This is a genomic window from Pseudomonas sp. ANT_J12 (assembly GCF_008370045.1).
GTDB lineage: Bacteria > Pseudomonadota > Gammaproteobacteria > Pseudomonadales > Pseudomonadaceae > Aquipseudomonas.
Map to the genome: position 1 here is coordinate 247,554 of NZ_VOBN01000005.1, position 17,999 is coordinate 265,552.

The 17,999-nt window shown below is 61.2% G+C and carries 15 protein-coding genes; 7 read left to right on the plus strand and 8 right to left on the minus strand.

Annotated elements, in window-relative coordinates:
* Positions 1-94: 94 nt before the first annotated feature.
* The 7 genes from phaC to FQ192_RS14235 all read right to left on the minus strand — a co-directional run bounded on the left by phaC (position 95) and on the right by FQ192_RS14235 (position 9,500).
* Complete coding sequence (gene phaC / locus FQ192_RS14205; protein ID WP_149659163.1) at positions 95-1,774, minus strand: class II poly(R)-hydroxyalkanoic acid synthase; 1,680 nt, start codon at positions 1,772-1,774, stop codon at positions 95-97.
* A 259-nt stretch (positions 1,775-2,033) separates the two neighbouring features.
* Positions 2,034-2,411, minus strand: a complete 378-nt coding sequence (locus FQ192_RS14210) for a gamma-butyrobetaine hydroxylase-like domain-containing protein (protein ID WP_149659164.1) — start codon at positions 2,409-2,411, stop codon at positions 2,034-2,036.
* Positions 2,412-2,492: 81 nt separating this feature from the next.
* Positions 2,493-3,833, minus strand: coding sequence for an ATP-dependent protease ATPase subunit HslU (hslU, locus tag FQ192_RS14215; RefSeq protein WP_133837878.1), 1,341 nt, complete (start codon positions 3,831-3,833; stop codon positions 2,493-2,495).
* A 54-nt stretch (positions 3,834-3,887) separates the two neighbouring features.
* Entirely contained in the window at positions 3,888-4,418 is a 531-nt protein-coding gene (hslV, locus tag FQ192_RS14220) for an ATP-dependent protease subunit HslV (RefSeq protein WP_007899242.1), read from the minus strand.
* Between the two features lie 288 nt (positions 4,419-4,706).
* Positions 4,707-5,414: an SPOR domain-containing protein gene (locus FQ192_RS14225; RefSeq protein WP_123402550.1), complete on the minus strand. Its 708-nt coding sequence runs from the start codon at positions 5,412-5,414 to the stop codon at positions 4,707-4,709.
* A 1-nt stretch (position 5,415) separates the two neighbouring features.
* Positions 5,416-7,152 carry an arginine--tRNA ligase gene (argS, locus tag FQ192_RS14230; protein WP_149659165.1) on the minus strand — a complete coding sequence of 579 codons (1,737 nt, stop codon included), beginning with the start codon at positions 7,150-7,152 and terminating at the stop codon, positions 5,416-5,418.
* 128 nt (positions 7,153-7,280) lie between these two features.
* Entirely contained in the window at positions 7,281-9,500 is a 2,220-nt protein-coding gene (locus FQ192_RS14235) for a primosomal protein N' (RefSeq protein ID WP_149659166.1), read from the minus strand.
* Positions 9,501-9,670: 170 nt separating this feature from the next.
* Between FQ192_RS14235 and rpmE the strand changes: the two genes are divergently transcribed.
* The 3 genes from rpmE to FQ192_RS14250 all read left to right on the plus strand — a co-directional run bounded on the left by rpmE (position 9,671) and on the right by FQ192_RS14250 (position 12,165).
* Positions 9,671-9,898, plus strand: coding sequence for a 50S ribosomal protein L31 (gene rpmE / locus FQ192_RS14240; RefSeq protein WP_123511093.1), 228 nt, complete (start codon positions 9,671-9,673; stop codon positions 9,896-9,898).
* A gap of 14 nt (positions 9,899-9,912) precedes the next feature.
* Complete coding sequence (locus FQ192_RS14245) at positions 9,913-10,716, plus strand: thermonuclease family protein (RefSeq protein ID WP_149659167.1); 804 nt, start codon at positions 9,913-9,915, stop codon at positions 10,714-10,716.
* Positions 10,717-10,896: 180 nt separating this feature from the next.
* Positions 10,897-12,165 (plus strand): malic enzyme-like NAD(P)-binding protein, encoded by a 1,269-nt coding sequence (locus FQ192_RS14250; RefSeq protein WP_054054610.1) that lies wholly within the window; start codon positions 10,897-10,899, stop codon positions 12,163-12,165.
* Between the two features lie 399 nt (positions 12,166-12,564).
* Here the strand turns inward: FQ192_RS14250 and FQ192_RS14255 are convergent, their stop codons facing one another.
* Entirely contained in the window at positions 12,565-15,006 is a 2,442-nt protein-coding gene (locus FQ192_RS14255) for a penicillin-binding protein 1A (RefSeq protein WP_372242345.1), read from the minus strand.
* Positions 15,007-15,224: 218 nt separating this feature from the next.
* Here FQ192_RS14255 and FQ192_RS14260 point away from each other — a divergent pair, with 218 nt between their 5' ends.
* From FQ192_RS14260 to FQ192_RS14275, 4 genes are read left to right on the plus strand one after another with little or no spacing between them, the layout of a single operon-like run.
* Positions 15,225-16,289, plus strand: coding sequence for a pilus assembly protein PilM (locus tag FQ192_RS14260; RefSeq protein WP_149659169.1), 1,065 nt, complete (start codon positions 15,225-15,227; stop codon positions 16,287-16,289).
* Positions 16,289-16,855: a PilN domain-containing protein gene (locus FQ192_RS14265; protein WP_149659170.1), complete on the plus strand. Its 567-nt coding sequence runs from the start codon at positions 16,289-16,291 to the stop codon at positions 16,853-16,855. Before FQ192_RS14260 ends, FQ192_RS14265 begins: the two co-directional genes overlap by 1 nt.
* Positions 16,852-17,475 (plus strand): type 4a pilus biogenesis protein PilO, encoded by a 624-nt coding sequence (gene pilO / locus FQ192_RS14270; protein WP_149659171.1) that lies wholly within the window; start codon positions 16,852-16,854, stop codon positions 17,473-17,475. The genes FQ192_RS14265 and pilO overlap by 4 nt, the downstream gene beginning before the upstream one ends.
* Complete coding sequence (locus FQ192_RS14275) at positions 17,472-17,999, plus strand: pilus assembly protein PilP (protein WP_149659172.1); 528 nt, start codon at positions 17,472-17,474, stop codon at positions 17,997-17,999. The genes pilO and FQ192_RS14275 overlap by 4 nt, the downstream gene beginning before the upstream one ends.

Here is a 17,999-nt window from a genome sequence, read left to right on the forward strand (position 1 = left end):
GCTCGCGAAGACGTCAGTCCAGTCGACATCTACGTTGAATGAACGACCGCTTTCGCGAGCAAGCTTCGCTCCTACAGAGGGCGAGGTGTGTCAGTTACCGCTCATGTACGTAAGTGCCCGGCGCAGCTTCGCCCGCCGTGTAGGTTTTGTTGCCCAGAACAGTCGGGGATTTCTTCAGCTTGCCTGAACGCTCGGCCTGCCATGCTTGCCAATGCAGCCACCAGGAATCGGTGTGCTTGGTGGAGTTCTCTTGCCAGTCCTCGGCCTTCACCGGCATGTCGGCGCTGGTCATGTAGCGCGACTTCGGGTTGCCCGGCGGGTTGAGGATGCTCTGGATGTGCCCGCTGCTCGACAGCACGAATTCGACGTTGCCGCCGAACAGTTGCGCCGATTTGTAGCAGGACTTCCACGGGGTGATGTGGTCGTTGGTGCCGGCCAGGGAAAAGATGTCGGCGGTGACCTGCTTGAGGTCGATCGGCGTGCCGCACACTTCCAGTGCGTTGGCGCGGATCAGTGGATTGCTCTTGAACATCTCGATCAGATCGCCGTGGAACGCGGCCGGCAACCGGGTGGTGTCGTTGTTCCAGAACAGGATGTCGAACACCGGCGGCTCGTTACCCAACAGGTAGTTGTTGACCCAGTAGTTCCAGATCAGGTCGTTGGGGCGCATCCAGGCAAAGACTTTCGCCATGTCGCGGCCTTCCAGTACGCCGGCCTGGTAGGAATGACGCTTGGCGGCTTCGAGGGTCTGCTCGTCGACGAACAGGGCCACGTCGCTGTCCAGGGTGGTGTCCAGCACGCTCACCAGCAAGGTCAGGGCGTTGACCTTCTTCTCGCCGATCGCCGCGTAGTGGCCCAGCAGGGCGGTGCAGGTGATGCCGCCGGAACAGGCGCCGAGCATGTTCACGTCTTTGCTGCCGGTGATCGCCATCACCACATCCACCGCTTCCTTGAGCGCCTCGATGTAGGTGGACAGGCCCCACTCGCGCTGTTCCTTGGTCGGGTTGCGCCAGCTGACAATGAACGTCTGTACGTTGTTGCGCAGGCAGAAGCGCGCCAGGCTCTTGTCCGGGCTCAGGTCGAAGACATAAAACTTGTTGATCTGCGGCGGGACCACCAGCAGGGGGCGTTCGTGCACCTGCTCGGTGATCGGACGGTACTGGATCAGCTCCAGCACGTCGTTGCGAAACACCACCGCGCCTTCGGTCACACCCAGGGATTTGCCGACTTCGAAGGCGCCCATGTTGACCTGGCTCGGCATGCCACCGTTGTGGACGATGTCCTTGGCCAGATGGGAGAGGCCGTCGAGCAGGCTCTTGCCGCCGGTTTCGAAGAAGCGCTTGACCGCCGCGGGGTTGGCCGCACTGTTGGTCGGGGCCATGGCTTCGGTCATGAGGTTGATCACGAAGTGCCCGCGGGCGACGTCTTTGGGCGACAGGCTGCTGTCGTCGATCCAGGCATGCAGTTCCTTGCGCCACGCCAGGTAAGTTTGCAGATAACGTTTGTAAAGCGGGTTCTGGCTCCAGGCCGGATCGGCAAAGCGACGGTCATCGCCCGGCGGGTGCAGCTCGGATTTGCCGAACAGCACATTCTTGAGTTCGAGGCTGAAATGAGCGACATGCTTGACGCTGTGAATCGGTTGTTTGATGGCCTGCCGGAGCACCATCCGAGCAGAAGCCAGTAGATCCTTTCCACGCAGCCCAACAACAGGATTAAGCCCCAGGGTGTTTTCCGAGGCTTGATACTTCAGGTCATCGTTGTTCTTGTTACTCATCTACGACGCTCCATTGTCCTGAGACGAGTACCCGGGGCCAGCCGTGTAGTCACACAACCAATACCAGGTACTGCTGCTCGGGTGACCGTTAATACTGCATCGCTGCTTTTTCAACACAACGAGCACTGCAGGGAACTTGCCAGTTCCATTGGTTACCCGAGTTTAATTTTTTTCGCAAGCGGGCCGATCCTCGGCCACACAGCGGAGCATTCAAACAGATGAAATTAGAAAATGCCCTCTAAAGAGCAAGAGGCCTGACCTAGAGCATCAGCTTGACGATGGACTGGCTCGGATCGCGGGTTTTGCCAGCGGCTTTGAGCTCGGCAAGATAATCGTTCCAGAGGTCTTCCTGGCGCACGGCCAACTGGTACAGGTATTCCCAGGTGAACAGGCCGCTGTCGTGGCCGTCATCGAAGGTCAATTTCAGTGCGTACTGACCGGCCGGTTCTACTTTGCTCAGGCCGACGGCGATCTTGCCAAATTGCAGGATAGGTTTGCCGTGGCCCTGGACCTCGGCGGAGGGAGAATGCACGCGCAGGAACTCGGCGGGCAGGTGATATTCCTCGCCGGACGCGTATTTCAGCGACAGGGTTTTCGAGGCTTTGTGCAACTTGATGTCGGTGGGAATCTGGCTCATGGAGCCAGCCTACAAGCTCCAAGCTTCAAGCTGCAAGAGGTAGGTGACCAACTTGCAGCTTGCGGCTTGCAACTTGAGGCTCTACAGAATGTAGCGCGACAGGTCTTCGTTCTGCGCCAATTCACCGAGGTGGCTGTTGACGTACTCGGCGTCGATCAGGATCACCTTGTCATCGTGGGCGCTGGCCAGGTCACCGGCGCTGAACGACACCTCTTCCAGCAGACGCTCAAGCAGCGTGTGCAGGCGACGGGCACCGATGTTCTCGGTTTTCTCGTTGACCTGCCAGGCGATCTCGGCGATGCGCTTGATCCCGTCCGGCTGGAACTCGATGGTCAAGCCTTCGGTTTTCAGCAGGGCGCAATACTGCTCGGTCAGCGACGCGTGCGGTTCGCTGAGGATGCGCTCGAAGTCTTCCGGGGTCAGCGCCTTCAATTCCACGCGGATCGGCAGACGACCTTGCAGCTCAGGCACCAGGTCACTCGGCTTGCTCAAATGGAACGCACCGGAGGCGATAAACAGGATGTGGTCAGTCTTGACCATGCCCAGCTTGGTGTTGACGGTGCAGCCTTCGATCAGCGGCAGCAAGTCGCGTTGCACGCCTTCTCGGGAGACGTCGACGCCACCGGAATTGCCGCGCTTGGCGACCTTGTCGATTTCGTCGATGAACACGATACCGTGCTGCTCGACCGCTTCCAGGGCCTTGGCCTTCAACTCTTCGTCGTTGACCAGGCGCCCGGCTTCTTCGTCACGCACCAGTTTCAGGGCTTCCTTGACCTTGAGCTTGCGGCTTTTCTTTTTGCCCTTGCCCATGTTGGCGAACAGGCTTTGCAGCTGGTTGGTCATCTCTTCCATGCCCGGTGGCGCAGAGATATCGACGCCCGCCACTTCGGCGACTTCGATTTCGATCTCCTTGTCATCCAGCTGGCCTTCACGCAGGCGCTTGCGGAACAGCTGACGGGTGTTGGAATCGGCCGACGACGTCGATTCTTCGTTGCTGAAACCCATGCGTGCCGGTGGCAGCAGGGCGTCGAGGATGCGGTCTTCGGCGGCGTCTTCGGCGCGGTGGCGAACCTTGGTCATTTCCTGTTCGCGCAGCAGCTTGATCGCGGCGTCAGCCAGATCACGAATGATCGATTCGACGTCACGGCCGACATAGCCGACTTCGGTGAACTTGGTCGCTTCGACTTTGATGAACGGCGCGTTGGCCAATTTGGCCAGGCGACGGGCGATCTCGGTTTTACCGACACCGGTCGGGCCGATCATCAGGATGTTCTTTGGCGTGACTTCAACACGCAGCTCTTCCGGCAGCTGCATCCGGCGCCAGCGGTTACGCAGCGCGATGGCGACGGCGCGCTTGGCATCGTCCTGGCCGATGATATGGCGATTGAGTTCGTGGACGATTTCACGGGGAGTCATGGACATAGTAATTGGCGGTCCTCTGGTCAAAGTGAGCCGTGGCACAAGGCCGAAACAGGCTTACTCGGCGAGGTCCTGCTCCTCAATGGTGAAGGTGTGGTTGGTGAATACACAGATGTCGCCGGCGATACCGAGCGCGGTTTCGACGATTTCCCGAGCCGACAGGTCGGTTTTCTTCAGCAAGGCGCTGGCTGCGGCTTGAGCGTAGCCGCCACCGGAACCCATGGCGATCAGACCTTCTTCGGGTTCGACCACGTCACCGTTGCCGGTGATGATCAGGGAAGCGTCTTTGTTGGCGACCGCGAGCATGGCTTCGAGGCGGCTGAGGGAGCGGTCGGTGCGCCATTCTTTGGCGAGTTCGACGGCGGCGCGAACCAGGTGACCCTGATGTTTCTCGAGCTGGCCTTCAAAACGCTCGAACAGGGTGAAGGCGTCAGCGGTGGCCCCGGCAAAACCGGCGATGACCTGACCGTGGTACAGGCGACGAACTTTCTTCGCGTTGCCTTTCATCACGGTATTGCCGAGAGAAACCTGGCCGTCGCCGCCCATGACGACTTTGCCGTGGCGGCGAACTGAAACGATGGTGGTCAAGGGAGAGTCTCCACGCAGCGGGGCGAAAATGCCTTATGCCAACTCATATGGGGGTGGTGGAGATTTTTTCAACTGCAGGCAGCGGCGGGGGACGAATGGCGTGTGGCGAACTTGTGGCGAGGGGGCTTGCCCCCGTCGGGGCGCGAAGCGGCCCTGAAGTCAGGCGCCACGTAGTGTCAGATAGAACGGGGATTGCTGTTTTGCGGTTGCTTCGCAACCGAACGGGGGCAAGCCCCCTCGCCACAAAAGCAGGCAGCGCCCCAGGGAAAGGGCGCCGTTATCGGGGGGTCAGCGGCTCTGGCGTTGTTGTAACAACAGGTTGCTGAAACCGCTGCCGGCCAGTTGTTTCTGGGCGGTGGTCAGTTGTTCGCGGTTGCTGAACGGCCCGACCAATACCCGATACCAGGTTTCATCCTTGACCATGCCGGACTCAACCGCCACGGCCTGGCCGAGCAAGATGATCTGCGCGCGAACCTTGTCGGCGTCAGCTTCCTTGCGGAACGAACCCGCCTGCAAGAAGAACTTGGTCACAGGCGCCGCTTTGGAAACCGGTGGCGGCGGTGGCGGGGTGATCCCGGCGAGCGCGGCCTGGGCCCGTGCGGTGTCGATCTTCGCGGCTTGCTCTGGCGTCACCGGGGTGGTCGGCACCGTCGGTACTTGCGGCGTCGGCAGGGTTTTCTCCGGCACCGCGTCCGGCGGCACGATCACTTCCGATTCCGGCAACAGGGTGTAGAAGTCGTACTTCGGCTTCACCGGTTGCGTCGGGCTCGGCGGGGTCTTGTTGGCCTCGGCGATCTTGCTGGCTTTCTGCTGCTCGATTTTTTCGCGCTTGACGCTTTCACTGCCCTTGCCCGGCTCCAGTTTCATCAGGAACACGATAAACGCGCCGACCGTCAGGCCGATGGCCATCCACAGCCAGCCCGGGATCGGCTGTTTGGCAGGAGCGGTGTAACGACTGGCGCCACGCTTGGGTGCAGGTTTTTTCTTGGCAGCCAACTTACATACGCTCCAGAGTTTCCAGACCCAAGAGTTCCAGGCCTTGCTTGAGTGTGCGGCCGGTCAGCGCGGCGAGGCGCAGGCGGCTCTGCATTTGCGCCGGAGTGTCGGCGGTGAGGATCGGGCAGTTCTCGTAGAAGCTGGAGAACAGACCGGCGACATCGTACAGGTAGGTGCAGAGGATGTGCGGCGTTCCTTTGTCGGAAACGTTGTTCAGCACTTCGCCGAACTGCGCCAGTTTGGCCGCCAGCTCATGTTCGTGCGGTGCTTCAAGGACAATCTGGCCTTCGACTTCGGTGAAATCCTTGCCCAGCTTGCGGAATACACCGGCGACGCGGGTGTAGGCGTACAGCAGGTACGGCGCGGTGTTGCCTTCGAAGTTGAGCATCAGGTCGAAGTTGAAGCTGTAGTCGCTGGTGCGGTGCTTGGACAGGTCGGCGTATTTCACCGCGCCAATGCCCACGACCTTGGCGATGTTGCGCAGATCGTCTTCGGCCAGCTCCGGGTTCTTCTCTTTCACCAGGGTGTAGGCGCGGTCCTTGGCTTCGTTCAGCAGGTCCACCAGTTTCACGGTGCCGCCGTCACGGGTCTTGAACGGACGGCCATCGGCGCCGTTCATGGTGCCGAAGCCCATGTGCTCCATTTCCATCGGGTGCGTCACGAAACCGGCCAGGCGCGCGACCTGAAACACTTGCTGGAAGTGCAGGGCCTGGCGCTGGTCGACGAAGTACAGCGCGCGATCAGCCTTGAGCTTGCCGCTGCGATAACGCACGGCCGCCAGGTCGGTGGTGGCGTAGAGGTAGCCACCGTCGGCCTTGACGATGATCACCGGCAGCGGGTCGCCGTCGGCGTTCTTGAATTCGTCGAGGAACACGCACTGGGCGCCGTTGCTCTCGACCAGCAGGCCGGCGGCCTTGAGGTCGTTGACCACGTTGATCAAGTCGTCGTTATAGGCACTTTCGCCCATCACGTCGGCCATGGTCAGTTTGACGTTCAGTTGTTCGTAGATCGCCTGGCAGTGGGACAGCGAGATATCGCGGAAGCGTGTCCACAGGGCCAGGCACTCGGCGTCGCCGGCCTGCAACTTGACCACCAGGCCACGGGCGCGGTCGGCGAACTCTTCGGATTCGTCGAAGCGCTGCTTGGCGGCGCGGTAGAAGTTTTCCAGGTCCGACAGCTCGTCACTGGTGATCGGGTTTTCCTGCAGATAGGCCATCAGCATGCCGAACTGGGTGCCCCAGTCGCCGACGTGGTTCTGACGGATCACGGTGTCGCCGAGGAACTCCAGCACCCGGGCCACGCCGTCGCCAATGATGGTCGAGCGCAAGTGGCCGACGTGCATCTCTTTGGCCAGGTTCGGTGCCGACAGGTCGACCACGGTGCGCTGCACCGGACCGGACTTGCGCACGCCGACGTGCTGGTCGGCCAAAGCGGCGTCCAGGCGCGAAGCCAGGGCGTCAGTGTTCTGGAAGAAGTTCAGGAAGCCCGGACCGGCGATTTCGGTCTTGGTGACGTTTTCGTCAGCGGGCAGGGCGGCGATGATCTTTTCCGCTAGATCGCGGGGCTTCATGCCCGCCGGTTTGGCCAGCATCATCGCGATATTGCTGGCGAAGTCGCCGTTCTTCTTGTCGCGGGAGTTTTCCACCTGGATCGCCGGCGACAGGCCTTCAGGCAACACACCTTCGTTGACGAGTTGGGTGATGGCTTGTTGGATCAGCTGGCGAATGGTGTCTTTCATGGTGTTCTCTTTCGACCGCAAGCGCGGCGGCGCCTGGATGCGCTAGTGGAAAAACTGGGCATTATCCGTGGCATGGACGTGCTTGCCAACTATAGCGGGCAGGTTAGGGATATGTGGCGATCTCAAAATCAATACAAATCGACGGGATCAACATCCAATGACCACCGCACCGCCCGCCCACTCGGCATCTGTTCCAGCATCAACAACCAGCTGCTGAGCAACCGATGCAGCGGCGCCCGCGCCGTGGCCTGCAACAACAACTGCGCCCGATAACGCCCGGCCCGACGCTCCATCGGCGCCGGCACCGGCCCGAGCAATTCGATCCCGCTCAGGTTCTGCTCGGCCAGCAATCGTTCCGCCTCGCTGCACGCCTCATCGAGAAAGCCTTCGGCCTGTCCCGGTTTGTGCGCTTCGGCCCGCAGCAGTGCCAGGTGCGCAAATGGCGGCAGGCCGGCGGCGCGACGTTCGCTCAAGGCTTGCTCGGCAAACGCGAAGTAACCCTGTTCAGTCAGTTGCACCAGCAGCGGATGGTCGGCCAGGTGGGTCTGGATGATCACTCGGCCCGGCTCTTCAGCCCGGCCGGCGCGGCCGGCGACCTGGACGATCAGCTGCGCCATGCGCTCGCTGGCGCGGAAGTCGCCGGAGAACAACCCGCCGTCGGCATCCAGAATCGACACCAGCGTCACCCGTGGAAAGTGGTGCCCTTTGGCAAGCATCTGCGTGCCGACCAGAATGCACGGCTGGCCTTTCTGGATGGTGGCGAACAGCTGATTCATCGCGTCCTTGCGCGACGTACTGTCGCGATCGACCCGCAGCACCGGCACGTCCGGGAACAGAATCGCCAAACGCTCTTCGGCGCGCTCGGTGCCCGCGCCCACGGGCCGCAGATCGACCTTGCCGCATTTCGGGCAGTGCCGGGGCACGCGTTCGACGTAGCCGCAATGGTGGCAGCGCAGCTCGCCGGAGCGCTGGTGCACAGTCATCCGCGCATCGCAGCGCTGACACTCGGACATCCAGCCGCAGTCGTGACACAGCAAGGTCGGGGCAAAACCGCGACGGTTGAGAAAGACCAATACTTGCTGGCCGGCGGCCAGGGTCTGACCGATGGCTTGCTGCATCGGCCCGGAAATGCCGCTGTCCAGTGGACGGCTTTTCACATCCAGGCGCAGGAAACGCGGCTGCTTGGCGCCACCTGCACGCTCGTTCAAGCGTAGGAGACCGTAACGACCGGTGTAGGCGTTATGCAGGCTTTCCAGCGAAGGCGTGGCGGAGCCGAGGACAATCGGGATGTTTTCCTGCCGCGCACGGACCAGCGCCAGGTCGCGAGCGTGGTAGCGCAGGCCCTCCTGCTGTTTATAGGAGCCGTCGTGCTCTTCGTCGATGATGATCAGGCCAGGGTTTTTCATCGGCGTGAACAGCGCCGAACGGGTGCCGATAATAATGTCGGCATCGCCGTCCCGGGCCGCGAGCCAGGCTTCCAGGCGTTCGCGATCATTGACCGCCGAGTGGATCAGCGCGATGCGCGCATTGAAGCGCTGCTCGAAGCGCGCCAGGGTCTGCGGCCCGAGGTTGATCTCCGGGATCAGCACCAGCGCTTGCTTGCCGGCTTCGAGGGTTTCGCGGATCAACTGCAAATAGACTTCGGTCTTGCCACTGCCGGTGACGCCGGCCAGCAGGAACGCGTGATAGCTGTCGAACCCGGCGCGGATCGCCTCGTAGGCTGCGCGCTGTTCCGGGTTGAGCGGCAGTTCCGGTTGCGCCAGCCAGCGTTCGTGGCGGGCGTCGGGGGCGTGCTTGCGGATTTCGACTTGCACCAGGTCTTTGGCCAGCAACAGGTCGAGGCTGTCCTTGCTCAGCATCAATTTGCTCAGCAACTGATGAGCGACGCCGTGGGGGTGCTGGGCCAGCGTGGCCAGGGCTTCACGCTGACGCGGAGCGCGGGCGATGCGCGGATCATCCAGGCTGGCGCCGGGGGCGGCGGACCAGAAGCGCTCCTGGCGGGCCTCGGCCAGTTCGCCCTGGCGCAGCAGCACCGGCAACGCCCAGCTCAAGGTATCGCCGAGGCTGTGCTGGTAATACTGGGACGTCCACAGGCACAGCTTGAACAGCGCTGGTGGCAGCGGCGGTGTGGCATCGAGCAGGGCGATGGCCGGCTTGAGCTTTTCCACCGGCACTTCGCTGGTGTCGGTGACCTCCACCAGAATGCCGATCATCTCCCGCCGGCCGAACGGCACCCGCAGGCGCATGCCCGGCTGCAACTGGGCGCGCAGGACCCCGGCCGGGGCACGGTAATCGAACAGGCGGCGCAGGGGCGAGGGCAGGGCGAGGCGCAGAATGGCGTCGGGCACGCGAAGGTTTTCTCGATGATGGGGCGGTGAAGAAGGCAGGGAGCCTAGCAGACGGTCGGTAGAAGGGACAGCTTGCGTGATTGCAAAGGTCTGGTAGAATCCGCGGCCTAATTACGTGCGGTATTCAACAATAGTGTTGAGTGGCGGCACGCTAGCCTGAGGAATACACCATGAAAGCCGATATCCATCCAGCGTACGAAACCATTGCAGTCACTTGCAGCTGCGGCAACAAGTTCGAAACCCGTTCGAACCTGTGCAAGCCACTGGGTACTGACGTATGCAACGAGTGCCACCCGTTCTACACCGGTAAGCAGAAGACTCTGGATACTGGCGGCCGTGTACAGCGCTTCGCAGACCGTTTCGGTGCCTTCGGCAAGAAACCTGCTGCTGCAGAGTAAGGTTCAAAGGCCTTATGGGCTTTTCCTTGCTAATGAAAAAGGCGTCCCTTGTGGGCGCCTTTTTTGTGTCTGCGATTTGGCTTTCCGGCGCCCAGGCCTTTTGCCCTGCGCCGAGCGGTTTGACGCCTGTTGCCGTGCAACGGGTAGTGGACGGCGACACCCTGCGCCTGCGCGATGGCCGCAGTGTGCGCATGATCGGCCTGAACACCCCGGAACTGGGCAAGCAAGGCCGAAGCGACGAACCCTTCGCCGTGGCGGCGCGCAAACGCCTCGAAGCGCTGGTGGCTGCCAGTAAGGGCCGGGTCGGTTTGCTGCCGGGTAAAGAGGGCAAGGATCGCTACGGTCGCACATTGGCCCATGTCTACAGTGCCGACGGCGCCAGTCTCGAAGCGCAAATGCTCGCCGAAGGTCTCGGTTTTCAGGTGGCGATCGCGCCGAATGTCGATTTGGTGAGTTGCCAGCAGGCGGCGGAACGCGCGGCCCGGCAGGCGGGTCGCGGGCTATGGCGGCAATCGCCTGTACTGAAAGCGGATCAGATCAAGGCGTCCGGTTTTGCGCTGCTCAGCGGTCGTGTGAGCAAGGTCCAGCGCAATCGCGGCGGGGTTTGGATCGAGTTTCAGGATTCAGTTGTATTGCGCGTTGCACCCAATGTGCTGGGGCGGTTCGATGTGGCCGCGCTGGAACGTCTGAAGGGCAAGCAGATCGAGGCGCGTGGCTGGGTGCTGGACCGTTCGCGTCGGGGCGGACTCGAAAAAGGTCAGGCGCGATGGCTTTTGCCTCTGAGTGATCCCGCCATGCTTCAAACAGGACGTCGATAAAAAATTGTAGACATTTTTTGATGGGATTGTGAACAGTCAATCCCTTGTGTTCCGTGGCTCTTGGCCCAAAGTCGTAGGCCCGGGCGCTTGACAGGGGTGACTGGTCAGTCTTGTAGGGACTTTGCGACACGCGTATCCTCGGCGGTCCGTCTGTCCAACAGTAAAAAGCGGAATGCCCACATGTCTGATTTGAAAACTGCCGCTCTCGAATATCACGCCCATCCTCGTCCAGGGAAGCTGAGTGTCGAGCTCACCAAGGCCACCGCTACCGCCCGCGACCTGTCGCTGGCCTACAGCCCCGGCGTAGCCGAACCAGTACGCGAAATCGCCCGCGATCCTGAACTGGCCTACAAATACACCGGCAAAGGCAACCTGGTTGCAGTCATTTCCGATGGCACCGCGATTCTCGGCCTGGGTAACCTCGGCCCATTGGCTTCCAAGCCTGTGATGGAAGGCAAAGGCGTGCTGTTCAAGCGCTTCGCCGGCATCGACGTGTTCGACATCGAAGTCGACTCCGAAAGCCCGCAAGCCTTCATCGACACCGTCAAGCGTATCTCCATCACCTTCGGTGGCATCAACCTGGAAGACATCAAGGCACCTGAGTGCTTTGAGATCGAACGTGCCCTGATCGAGCAGTGCGACATTCCAGTGTTCCACGATGACCAGCACGGCACCGCGATCGTTACCGCGGCCGGCATGATCAACGCCCTGGAAATCGCTGGCAAAACCCTCGCCGACGCCAAGATCGTCTGCCTGGGCGCCGGTGCGGCCGCCATCTCCTGCATGAAATTGCTGGTGAGCATGGGCGCCAACATCGAAAACATCTTCATGGTTGACCGTACCGGCGTGATCCACTCCGGCCGTGACGACCTGAACCAGTACAAGGCTGTGTTCGCTCACGCGACTGAAAAACGCACCCTGGCTGACGCCCTGACCGGTGCAGACGTGTTCGTCGGCCTGTCCGGCCCGAACCTGCTGAGCGCCGAAGGCCTGAAGTCCATGGCGGCCAACCCGATCGTGTTCGCGTGCTCCAACCCTGATCCGGAAATCGCCCCGGAACTGGCTCACGCCACCCGTGATGACGTGATCATGGCGACCGGCCGTTCGGACTACCCGAACCAGGTCAACAACGTACTGGGCTTCCCGTTCATCTTCCGCGGTGCCCTGGACGTTCGCGCCAAGCGCATCAACGAAGAAATGAAAGTGGCTGCGGCCAACGCCCTGCGTGAACTGGCCAAGCTGCCGGTTCCTCAGGAAGTGTGCGACGCCTACGGCGGCATCAAGCTGGAATTCGGTCGTGAGTACATCATCCCGAAACCAATGGACGCCCGCCTGATCACCGTGATCTCCGATGCCGTGGCCAAAGCCGCCATTGAGACCGGCGTAGCGACCCTGCCGTATCCGAAGAACTACCCGCTGAAAAGCGTGGATGACGTGTTCAACGGATAAGAGCAGCGCCCATAAAAAACCCAGCCTAGTGCTGGGTTTTTTATGGGCTTCAAGTGACAAGCTGCAAGCTGCAAGTCAAAAGCGGCGCGCATGGCTCTTGCTTTTACTTGTAGCTTGCAGCTTAAAGCTAGTCGCTGCTTTCTTGATCGTTCCCACGCGCAGCAAAGGAATGCAGCCCGGGACGCTCCGCGTCCCTTCTCACAGCCGAACGCGGAGCGTCCGTTGAGGCATTCCCACGCGGAGCGAGGGAACGATCATCGCAGCGCCCATAAAAAACCCAGCCTAGTGCTGGGTTTTTTATGGGCTTCAAGTGGCAAGCTACAAGCTGCAAGTTAAGAGCGGTGCGCATGGCTCTTGCTTCTTCTTGCCGCTTAAAGCTTGCCGCTTGTAGCTGTTTCTCTAGAACAAATCGATCGGCGCCGCTTCGTCCGCCGGCAACGGGCTGCCTGGCGCGGTGCCGTTGCCCAGTTCGCTGGCCGTCGGTGGCGTGTCTTCGGCCTTGAACAGCTCGAAGTAGGCCCCAGGCGTGCTTGGCGTGGCCGCACGGCCGCTGACCGGGTCGACCCGCAGGCTGAGGATGCCTTCCGGCTCCGCTTGCGTGTGCGGCGGCTTATCCTTGAGCGCGGCAGCCATGTAGTTCATCCAGATCGGCAGCGCGACGGTGCCGCCGAACTCTCTGCGACCGAGGCTCTCGGGTTGGTCGAAACCGGTCCAGACCGTGGTCACGTAATCGGCGTTGTAACCGGAGAACCAGGCGTCCTTGGATTCGTTGGTCGTACCGGTCTTGCCTGCGATGTCAGAGCGGCCCAAAGCCAGTGCGCGACGGCCGGTGCCACGCTTGATCACGTCCTCCAGCATGCTGTTGAGAATGAACGTGGTGCGGCCATCGACGATACGTTCGGCCAGGGCCGGGGTTTGCGGCACCGTAGCGGGAGCGGTCGTGGCCTCGCCAGGAGGCGGGTTGACCGTGAACGTCTGGGCGACTGGTGCGGCAATGCCACTGGTCGCCGCATCACCCTTAGGCACGCTCGGCGGGTTGGCGACGAACAGCGTGTCGCCGTTGCGGCTTTCGATCTTGTCGATGATGTACGGGGTGATCTTGTAGCCGCCGTTGGCGAACGTGCTCCAGCCGGTGGCGATTTCCATCGGCGTGAGGGTCGCGGTGCCGAGGGCCAGGGACAGGTTGCGCGGCAGGTCCTGCTTGTTGAAGCCGAACTTGCTGATGTAATCGATGGTGCGATCAACGCCCAAGGCCTGCAGCAGACGGATCGACACCAGGTTACGCGACTTGTACAGGCCTTCGCGCAAGCGGATCGGGCCGAGGAAGGTGTTGGTGTCGTTCTTCGGACGCCAGACCTTGTCCAGGTACTCGTCGACAAACACGATCGGCGCATCGTTCACCAGGGTGGCGGCGGTGTAGCCGTTATCCAGGGCGGCACTGTAGACGAACGGTTTGAAGCTCGAGCCCGGCTGACGCTTGGCCTGCAAGGCGCGGTTGTAGTTGCTCTGCTCGAAAGCGAAGCCGCCGACCAGCGAGCGAATCGCGCCGTTCTGCGGATCCAGGGAAACCAAGGCGCCCTGTGCCTGCGGGATCTGGCTGAACTTCAGCGAGTTGTCCGGCTGGCGCTGCACACGAATCAGGTCGCCGACTTGGGCCACGTCCGCCGGCTGCTTCGGGTTGGCACCCATGCTGTTGGTGTTGAGGAATGGCCGTGCCCATTTCATGGTGTCCCAGCTGACGTGTTCGTCGCCGGTGCGGGTCATCACTTGCAGGCCATTCTTGTCGACCTGGGTGACGATGGCCGGCTCCAGGCTGCTGATGGTGCGCTGCTTGGTCAGCTCGGTGGCCCAGGCTTCGCGGGTCTTGCCCGGCAGGCGCGACTCGGGACCACGATAGCCGTGACGCTGGTCGTAGGTCATCAAGCCTTCGTGGAGCGCGGTGTTGGCCATTTCCTGCAAGTTGCTCGGCACCGTGGTGGTGACGCGGAAACCTTCGGTGTAGGCGTCGCTGCCATAGCGGCCGACCATTTCGGCGCGGGCCATTTCAGCGATGTACGGCGCATTCACTTCCGGGGTCGGCACGTGATAGCTGGCGTTCAGCGGTTCGTTGATCGCGGTGGTGTAGTCGGCTTCGGTGATTTTCCCGAGCTTGTACATCCGCCCCAGGATCCAGTCGCGACGCTCCTTGCTGCGGGCCGGGTTGGCCAAAGGATTGAAGCGCGACGGGGCTTTGGGCAGACCGGCGATCATCGCCATCTGCGCCAGGCTCACATCACGGATCGATTTGCCGTAGTAAACCTGCGCGGCGGCCTCGATGCCGTAGGCGCGGTTGCCCAGGTAAATCTTGTTGACGTACAGCTCAAGGATTTCGTCCTTGGTCAGCTGCCGTTCGATCTGCAAGGCCAGGAGGATTTCGGTGGTTTTGCGCGAGAAGCTGCGTTCGCTGGTCAGGAAGAAGTTCTTCGCGACCTGCATGGTAATGGTGCTGCCGCCGGACTGGATGTGGCCGCTTTTGACCAATTGGGTCGCCGCACGCATCAGGCTGCTCGGGTCGACGCCATAGTGGTTGGCGAAGTTATCGTCTTCAGCACTTAGTAACGCATTGATGAAATTGGGGGGAATGTCGGCGAACCGGATCGGCGTGCGGCGCATTTCGCCGAATTCTGCAATCAACTTGTTATCGCTGCTGTATACCCGTAGAGGAATCTGCAACTGAATGCTTCTCAGCGCCTCCACGGACGGCAAACCCGGACTAAGGTAAAGATAGGCGCCACTGAGACCTAAAAGTAGTCCGCAGAAAACGGCGACGATGGACCAACCGAAAAATTTCAGCAGACGAATCAAGGCGTTTGGACATCCAGGGTAAAGAATGAATTTGGCGTCAGGGTCTCGACTACACAGAGAACGACCCGCGCGGGCAGTAAAAGCGGAAAAAATCGCTGGGCATTATAAGCATTTTTCCGCCGGGGGCGTCATTGGCGCTTCTGTCAAGACGCAGTGATTGAACGCAATGCACATTACAGAGTCCGTAACTCACGGATAGTCATAGGGAATTGGTAGTGCTAGGACTCTTCAATAAAAAGACCAGAACGCTTCTGGGGATCGACATCAGCTCCACGTCGGTGAAGCTTCTGGAGCTGAGCCGCCAGGGCGATCGCTACCGGGTCGAGGCCTATGCGGTCGAACCGCTGCCGGCCAGCGCCGTCATCGAAAAAAACATCGCCGAGCTCGAAGGCGTGGGCCAGGCCCTGTCTCGCGTGCTGCTCAAGGCCCGCACCGGGATCCGCAATGTCGCCGTGGCCGTGGCCGGTTCGGCGGTGATCACCAAGACCATCGAGATGGATGCCGGGCTGTCCGACGACGAGATGGAAAACCAGCTCAAGATCGAGGCCGATCAATACATTCCTTACCCTTTGGATGAGGTCGCCATCGACTTCGAAGTCCAGAACGTATCGGTACGCAACCCCGAACGGGTCAATGTTTTGCTTGCCGCCTGTCGAAAAGAAAACGTCGAGGTCCGTGAGGCTGCCCTGGCCCTGGCCGGGTTGACCGCCAAGGTCGTGGACGTCGAAGCCTACGCCCTGGAGCGCTCCTTTGGCCTGCTGGCGCCCCAGCTCGCTTCGAATCAAGAGCGTCCGACCGTCGCGGTGGTGGACATCGGCGCGACCATGACCACCCTGAGCGTGCTGCACAACGGCCGGATCATCTACACCCGCGAACAATTGTTCGGCGGTCGCCAACTCACCGAAGAGATCCAGCGCCGTTACGGCCTGACGGTCGAGCAGGCCGGGCTGGCGAAGAAACAGGGCGGCTTGCCGGACGACTACGTCAGCGAGGTGTTGCAACCGTTCCGCGAAGCGTTGGTGCAGCAGGTCTCCCGTTCATTGCAGTTTTTCTTTGCGTCCGGCCAGTACAACGCGGTCGACCATATCCTGCTGGCCGGCGGCACCGCTTCGGTGCCCGGGCTCGATCGGTTGATCGAACAACGACTGGGCACCCCGACCCAGGTCGCCAACCCGTTCGCCGACATGTCGCTGAGCAGCAAGGTCAACGCCGGCGCCCTGGCCAGCGATGCGCCGGCCTTGATGATTGCCTGCGGTCTGGCCCTCAGGAGTTTCGACTGATGGCGCGGATCAACCTTTTACCCTGGCGTGAAGAGCTGCGCGAAGAGCGCCGAAAGCGTTTTCTGCTGACGTTGGTGGGCGTGCTGGTCGGTTCGGTGGGCCTGGTCCTGATTGCCAACCAGGTTTTCAGCAGCGCCATCAGCCAGCAAATGGCCCGCAACGATTACCTCGGCAAACAGATCGCCGTGGTCGATGAGCGGATCAAGCAAATCAGCGACCTCAAGGCCCGCCGCCAGCAACTGGTGGAGCGCATGCGCATCATCCAGGACCTGCAGGGCAACCGGCAGATCAGCGGGCGTATCTTCGAGCAGTTGGCGCGTACCCTGCCGGACGGCGTGTATTTCACCGAAGTGAAAATGCAAGGCAAGAGCCTGGCGATTACCGGCGCGGCCGAGTCGAACAACAAGGTCTCGGAGCTGATGCGCAATCTTGATGCCTCGGACTGGTTCGACGCGCCAAGCCTGACCGAGGTCAAGGCGACGACCGCCGGTCAGTTGGACCAGGCCAACGTCTTTCAGTTGACCGTGCGTCAGACCCGACCAGTCTCGATGGAGGCCGCTAAATGACGCCATCGGAATGGTTCGAAGGGCTGCGCAAGATCGACATCAATGATCTGGACACCAACAACATCGGCTCCTGGCCACCGGCAATCAAGGCGTTGGCGGGCATCCTGCTGATGGTTCTGGTGTTGGCGCTGGGCTACAACTTCTTCATCAGCGACCAGCAAAACGAGCTCGATCTCAAGCGCACGGAAGAGTCGACGCTCAAGGAGCAATTCGCCAGCAAGGCCAGTATGGCGGCGAACCTCGAGCTCTATACCCAGCAGATGAAGGAGATGGAGAACTCCTTTGGTGTACTGTTGCGCCAACTGCCCAGCGACACCGAAGTCCCCGGTTTGCTGGAGGACATCACCCGTACCGGCCTGGGCAGCGGTCTGGAATTCGAAGAAATCAAGTTGCTGCCGGAAGTCACCCAGCAGTTCTACATTGAATTGCCGATCCAGATCACTGTCACTGGCGCCTATCACGACCTGGCCACGTTCGTCAGTGGCGTGGCCGGCCTGCCGCGCATCGTCACCCTGCATGACTTTGACCTGGCGCCGGCCAATCCCGACGGCGGGACGAAGCTGCGCATGAGCATCCTCGCCAAGACCTACCGCTACAACGACAAGGGGCTGCAAAAATGAGCCCGTTGCGTTGTTTTTCGATGGGGGTGTTGTTGGCGGGGCTGGCCGGTTGCGGCGGCGACAATGGCTTCGGCGACCTGGACGCGTACCTGAACGAAGTGCGCCTGCGTCCGCCGGGCAAGATTGAACCAACGCCGACATTCCGGTCTTACCCCACATTCACGTACAGCGCGGCGAACCTGCGCAGTCCGTTTTCCCGGCAGGTCAGGGTTGACCTGGCGGGCCAGAAGCACGGTTCACGCAACGTCAAGCCCGACCCCAATCGGGTCAAGCAGTACCTCGAAGGTTTCAACATCGAGCAGTTTGAAATGGTCGGCACCATCTCCAATGCCTCTGGCTCCTTTGCGCTGCTGCGCGGGGCGGGCGGTGTGCATCGGTTGAAAGTCGGCGATTACCTGGGGCGTAACGATGGACGGATCGTCGCCATCAGCGGCTCGCAAGTCGATGTGGTCGAAATCGTTCCCGACGGCGAAGGCGCCTGGCTGGAACGACCACGGACCATCCCTTTGAAAGAGCACTCATAG